Origin of the sequence: Streptomyces botrytidirepellens, from assembly GCF_003721215.1 — a bacterium.
In the GTDB taxonomy this organism is placed as follows: Bacteria; Actinomycetota; Actinomycetes; order Streptomycetales; family Streptomycetaceae; genus Streptomyces; species Streptomyces himastatinicus.
The window spans coordinates 1-5,395 of the sequence record NZ_RIBZ01000654.1 but is presented as its reverse complement, the minus strand read 5'-3'; the positions used below and the strand labels follow the sequence as shown (position 1 = coordinate 5,395).

Annotated in this window: 6 protein-coding genes; 4 read left to right on the top strand and 2 right to left on the bottom strand. The window is 71.1% G+C overall.

Features of this window, described 5'->3' with window-relative positions; genetic code table 11:
- Positions 1-5: 5 nt before the first annotated feature.
- Positions 6-1,025: a 4-hydroxy-3-methylbut-2-enyl diphosphate reductase gene (locus EEJ42_RS34805; protein ID WP_123106171.1), complete on the bottom strand. Its 1,020-nt coding sequence runs from the start codon at positions 1,023-1,025 to the stop codon at positions 6-8.
- A 61-nt stretch (positions 1,026-1,086) separates the two neighbouring features.
- On the opposite strand from EEJ42_RS34805, the gene xseA reads away from it, so the two are divergent.
- From xseA to EEJ42_RS34790, 3 genes are all read left to right on the top strand, one after another.
- The gene (gene xseA / locus EEJ42_RS34800; RefSeq protein WP_123106175.1) at positions 1,087-2,343 is read left to right on the top strand and encodes an exodeoxyribonuclease VII large subunit; all 1,257 of its coding nucleotides are present in this window, start codon (positions 1,087-1,089) and stop codon (positions 2,341-2,343) included.
- A 10-nt stretch (positions 2,344-2,353) separates the two neighbouring features.
- Positions 2,354-2,623, top strand: a complete 270-nt coding sequence (locus EEJ42_RS34795; RefSeq protein ID WP_123106169.1) for an exodeoxyribonuclease VII small subunit — start codon at positions 2,354-2,356, stop codon at positions 2,621-2,623.
- A gap of 291 nt (positions 2,624-2,914) precedes the next feature.
- Positions 2,915-3,505, top strand: coding sequence for a malonic semialdehyde reductase (locus EEJ42_RS34790; RefSeq protein WP_123106167.1), 591 nt, complete (start codon positions 2,915-2,917; stop codon positions 3,503-3,505).
- Between the two features lie 60 nt (positions 3,506-3,565).
- On the opposite strand, the gene EEJ42_RS34785 is transcribed toward EEJ42_RS34790, so the two are convergent.
- Positions 3,566-4,108 (bottom strand): DUF4245 domain-containing protein, encoded by a 543-nt coding sequence (locus EEJ42_RS34785; RefSeq protein ID WP_184503422.1) that lies wholly within the window; start codon positions 4,106-4,108, stop codon positions 3,566-3,568.
- A 200-nt stretch (positions 4,109-4,308) separates the two neighbouring features.
- Between EEJ42_RS34785 and glpX the strand changes: the two genes are divergently transcribed.
- Positions 4,309-5,340: a class II fructose-bisphosphatase gene (gene glpX / locus EEJ42_RS34780; protein WP_123106165.1), complete on the top strand. Its 1,032-nt coding sequence runs from the start codon at positions 4,309-4,311 to the stop codon at positions 5,338-5,340.
- Positions 5,341-5,395 lie beyond the last annotated feature (55 nt).

Here is a 5,395-nt window from a genome sequence, read left to right as displayed (position 1 = left end):
GTCGGTCACCGCTCCGCGCCGTCCGTGCCGGCGGCGGCCGCCCCGGCGGCCCCGGCGGCCGCGGACGCCTCGGACCGCAGGTCCCGGCGCAGCTCCTTGGGCAGCGAGAACGTCAGGGACTCCTGCATGGGCTGTACGACCTCCACGTCCCCGAAGCCGCGCTCGGCCAGCCACTCCAGGACGCCCTCGACCAGCACGTCCGGCACGGAGGCGCCCGAGGTCACGCCGACCGTCGTCACGCCCTCCAGCCAGGCCTCGTCGATCTCGCTCGCGTAGTCGACCAGGTGGCCGTCCTTGGCACCGGCACCGATGGCGACCTCGACCAGCCGCACCGAGTTGGAGGAGTTCTTGGAGCCGACGACGATGACCAGGTCCGATTCGGCGGCGACCTGCTTGATCGCGGTCTGGCGGTTCTGGGTGGCGTAGCAGATGTCGTCGCTGGGCGGGCTGATGAGCTGCGGGAAGCGGTCCTGGAGCGCGTCGACGGTCTCCATCGTCTCGTCGACCGAGAGGGTGGTCTGGGACAGCCAGACGACCTTGGACTCGTCGCGGACCTCGACGTTCTTCACATCGTCCGGGCCGTCGACCAGGGTGATGTGGTCCGGCGCCTCGCCGCTGGTGCCGATGACCTCCTCGTGGCCCTCGTGACCGATCAGGAGGATGTCGTAGTCCTCATTGGCGAACCGGACGGCCTCCTTGTGGACCTTGGTGACCAGCGGGCAGGTCGCGTCGATGGTGGCCAGCTTGCGCTGCGCGGCCTCCTCGTGGACGACCGGGGCGACGCCGTGCGCCGAGAAGATCACGATGGAGCCCTCGGGCACCTCCTCCGTCTCGTCGACGAAGATCGCGCCCTTCTTCTCCAGGGTCTGGACGACGTACTTGTTGTGGACGATCTCCTTGCGCACGTAAATCGGCGCGCCGTACTGCTCCAGGGCCTTTTCGACGGCGATCACGGCACGGTCGACGCCCGCGCAGTAGCCACGCGGGGCAGCGAGCAGGACCCGGCGGGCGGAGGTTGCAGTCATGCCCCCATCGTAGGGGCGATGACGACGGGCTCTGTCGGTGGTGGCCGATACCCTCGCGGTCATGGCTGTCAACACGTCCGCGGAAGCGCCGATCCCGGTCGGCGAGGTGTCCCGGCTGATCGGAGGGTGGATCGACCGGCTCGGGGCGGTGTGGGTCGAGGGGCAGATCACCCAGCTGTCCCGGCGGCCGGGCGCCGGGGTGGTCTTCCTGACCCTGCGCGACCCCAGCTACGACATCTCGCTGACCGTCACGTGCTTCCGCGCCGTCTTCGACAAGATCGCGGACACGGTGTCGGAGGGCGCCCGCGTCGTCGTGCACGCCAAGCCGGAGTGGTATGCGCCACGCGGCCAGCTGTCCCTGCGGGCCGCCGAGATCCGGCCGGTGGGCGTCGGGGAACTGCTGGCGCGGCTGGAGCAGTTGAAGAAGGCGCTGGCGGCCGAGGGGCTGTTCGCCGCCGAGCGCAAGAAGCCGCTGCCGTTCCTGCCGCAGCTGATAGGGCTGGTCTGCGGCCGCGCCTCGGCCGCCGAGCGCGACGTACTGGAGAACGCGCGGCTGCGCTGGCCCGCCGTCCGCTTCGAAGTGCGCAACGTCGCGGTGCAGGGCACCCACGCGGTGCCGCAGGTGATCGAGGCGGTCAAGGAGCTGGACGCGCTGCCCGAGGTGGACGTGATCGTGGTCGCGCGGGGCGGCGGCAGCGTGGAGGATCTGCTGCCGTTCTCGGACGAGCAGCTGGTACGGACGGTCGCCGCGTGCCGTACGCCGGTGGTGTCCGCGATCGGCCACGAGCCGGATTCGCCCCTGCTGGATCTGGTGGCGGACCTGCGCGCCTCCACCCCGACGGATGCGGCGAAGAAGACCGTGCCGGACGTGGGCGAGGAGCTGGTGCGCATCCAGCATCTGCGCGAGCGCGCGCTGCGCAGCGTCAACGGGCTGCTGGACCGCGAGGAGCGGGGGCTGGAGTCCGCGCTCGCCCGGCCGTGTCTGCGGCAGCCGCACCGGATGGTGGACGAGCGCGAGGAGCAGATCGCGTCGGTGCTCGACCGCGCCCGGCGCTGTCTGGGGCATCTGCTCGACCGGGCGGACTCGGAGCTGGCCCACACCCAGGCCCGGGTGGTGGCCCTCTCCCCCGCGGCGACGCTGCGGCGCGGCTATGCGGTGCTCCAGCACGCCGACGGGTCGGTGGTGCGGGCGGCGGCCGAGGTGACGGCGGACGAGGAGCTTCGGGCGCGGGTCGCGGAGGGGGAGTTCACGGTGCGGGCCGCTCTGGGGCGCACGGAAGCTGCTGAGCCCAGCGAAGCTGTCGGACCCACTGAATAGGCTGAGGGGCATGGCGAAGACGGACGAGAAGGCCGGGGCGGCGGAGACGACGCTCGGGTACGAGCAGGCGCGGGACGAGCTGGTCGAGGTCGTGCGGCGGCTGGAGGCGGGCGGCACGAGCCTGGAGGAGTCGCTGGCCCTGTGGGAGCGGGGCGAGGAGCTGGCCACGGTGTGCCGCCGGTGGCTGGAGGGGGCGCGGGCGCGGCTGGATGCGGCGCTGGCGGAGTCCGGCGGCGACGGGGGCGGGGACGGCGGCGCGGAGGGCGACGGTGAGGGCTGACCGGGGTGGATGGCGCCCTGCGGCGGGCCTTGTCCCCGCCCCGCCCCTTCCCGAACCGGGGCTCCGCCCCGGGCCCCGCTCCTCAAACGCCGGAGGGGCTGGGATGTGCCCGGCCGGAGCTGGGTTTTGCCGACCGGGACTGGGCTTGGCGGCCGGGGCTGGGGCGCACCAGGGAGGCCGGGCGTGTGATTCGGGGCACCACGCCGGGGGTTTAGTTGAACATTAACCTAAGCCTCGTACAGTGGGGGCAACGCATATTGCATAGCACCGCTGTGATCAGGAGGTTTTTCCATGACGCTCGCACTCGACCCCGCCGCCCAGGACCTGCTCTTCCGTGAGGCCCACACCGTCAACGCCTTCACCGACGAGCCGGTCTCCGAGGAGCAGGTGCAGGCCATCTACGACCTGGTGAAGTACGCCCCCACGGCCTTCAACCAGTCGCCGCTGCGCATCGTCCTGGTCCGCTCCGCCGAGGCGCGTGAGCGTCTGGTGCCGCACATGGCCGAGGGCAACCAGCCCAAGACGGCCTCCGCGCCGCTGGTCGCGATCCTTGCCGCGGACAACGAGTTCCACGAGGAGCTGCCCGCGCTCTTCCCGCATGCCCCGCAGATCAAGGACGTCTTCTTCAGCGAGCGCGGCACCCGTGAGCAGGCCGCCGGGTTCAATGCCTCGCTCCAGGCCGGTTACTTCATCGTGGGCATCCGCGCCGCCGGTCTGGCCGCCGGTCCGATGACCGGTTTCGACCCGGCCGGGGTCCAGAAGGAGTTCCTGGACGACGACCACACCCCGCTGATGATCATCAACATCGGCAAGCCGGGCGAGGACGCCTGGAAGCCGCGCAGCCCGCGCCTGGACTTCGACCAGGTCGTCACGACCGTGTGAGGGATCGGACAGCAGCGCGCCCCTTCGGCACAGGTGCCGAAGGGGTGCACCGGCGTCTGATCAGCCCTTCTCGGCCTTGAGCGCCGCGGCCATCTTCGCGAGCTGCCCGTACGAGGCGGTGCCGGTGACGACCGTGGTCACGCCCGGCTCGCGGCGCACCAGGGCGTCGTACTTGTCGCCCTCGTAGCGGACCCACTCCTGGCCGCCGATCTTCTGCTTGACCTTGGTCTCCCGCGCCTGCTGGGTGACGTCCTCGATGAACGGGACCGGCCTGCCGTCGCTCTGCTCGATCGCGATGTACTCCTCGTTCTGGGCGAGGAAGCCCAGATGCCAGGCCGCGCCCTTGTCCGCGGTGGTCCTGGGCTGGTACGTCACCGAGGTCGCGCGCCACCCCTTGGGGAGGCTGCCCTTCTCGGGGGCGGCGACCGGGTACGGCGCCGCGCGCCGGGCGGTGTCCACCTCCACCCGGTAGTCGACCGTCTGGACGCCCTTGCCCTTGTCACTGTCGTCGTGCGGAATGCCGAAGACGTAGATGGCCGCCGCGACGACACCAATCACCGTCAGCGACAGGACCATGTCCCGCACCGTCTCTTTGCCACGCATACCTGCCACGCCCCCCATCGTCCCTCATCGCCTCGCGACACCCGGCACCCAGGGCCGCAACAGGGCCGTGCTCATGCGTGGGGTCCTCTGCTCACTTTCGCAATGAGCGGATAAGGTCATGAGCACCCTCTCCCTCCTCGCCCGCCTTCGGCGAGGAGGGGCCCCTTCCGGTTCGTCGCCGTACAGAAAGGTGCGCTCCGATGACCGAGCATCATCTGCCGTCCCAGCTCGAGGTCAGTCCCGCGGCTCCCGACCGCAACCTCGCCCTCGAGCTGGTCAGGGTCACCGAGGCGGGCGCCATGGCATCCGGCCGCTGGGTGGGCCGCGGCGACAAGAACGGCGCGGATGGCGCCGCCGTGAAGGCCATGCGTTCCCTCGTCCACACCGTGTCGATGAATGGCGTCGTGGTCATCGGCGAGGGCGAGAAGGACGAGGCGCCGATGCTCTACAACGGAGAGCGCGTCGGCGACGGGACCGGCCCGGAGTGCGACGTGGCCGTGGACCCGGTGGACGGCACCACGCTGACCGCCAAGGGCATGGCGAACGCCGTCTCCGTCCTCGCCGTCGCCGAGCGGGGCACCATGTTCGACCCGTCGGCCGTCTTCTACATGGACAAGCTGGTCACGGGCCCCGAGGCCGCCGAGTTCGTGGACATCACCGCGCCGCCCGGGGTGAACATCCGGCGGATCGCGAAGGCCAAGAAGTCCAGCCCCGAGGACGTCACCGTGGTGGTGCTGGACCGCCCCCGCCACGAGGGGCTGGTCAAGGAGATCCGGGAGGCGGGCGCCCGGATCAAGTTCATCTCCGACGGCGACGTGGCCGGTGCGATCATGGCGGTGCGCGAGGGCACCGGCGCGGATCTGCTGCTGGGCGTCGGCGGCACCCCGGAGGGCATCATCGCGGCCTGCGCGCTCAAGTGCCTCGGCGGCACGATCCAGGCCAAGCTGTGGCCGAAGGACGACGAGGAGCGGCAGCGCGCCATCGACGCGGGCCACGACCTCGACCAGGTGCTCCAGACCGACGACCTGGTCAGCGGCGACAACGTGTTCTTCGTCGCCACCGGCATCACCGACGGCGATCTGCTGCGCGGGGTGCGGTACCGCGCGGAGACCGCCACCACCCAGTCGCTGGTGATGCGGTCGAAGTCCGGGACGATCCGGCAGATCGACTCCACCCACCGGCTGTCCAAGCTGCGCGCCTACGCCTCGGTCGACTTCGAGCGCCCGCGCTAGCGCCGACGAGAAGGCGTACGTCACGGGCCGGGCGCCGCCATACGGCGGGGCCCGG

Bases quoted from the DNA above. Each gene is read 5' to 3' on its own strand.
- EEJ42_RS34805 (WP_123106171.1), bottom strand. From the start codon at position 1,025: ATGACTGCAACCTCCGCCCGCCGGGTCCTGCTCGCTGCCCCGCGTGGC.
- glpX (WP_123106165.1), top strand. From the start codon at position 4,309: ATGACCGAGCATCATCTGCCGTCCCAGCTCGAGGTCAGTCCCGCGGCT.
- xseA (WP_123106175.1), top strand. From the start codon at position 1,087: ATGGCTGTCAACACGTCCGCGGAAGCGCCGATCCCGGTCGGCGAGGTG.
- EEJ42_RS34790 (WP_123106167.1), top strand. From the start codon at position 2,915: ATGACGCTCGCACTCGACCCCGCCGCCCAGGACCTGCTCTTCCGTGAG.
- EEJ42_RS34785 (WP_184503422.1), bottom strand. From the start codon at position 4,108: ATGCGTGGCAAAGAGACGGTGCGGGACATGGTCCTGTCGCTGACGGTG.
- EEJ42_RS34795 (WP_123106169.1), top strand. From the start codon at position 2,354: ATGGCGAAGACGGACGAGAAGGCCGGGGCGGCGGAGACGACGCTCGGG.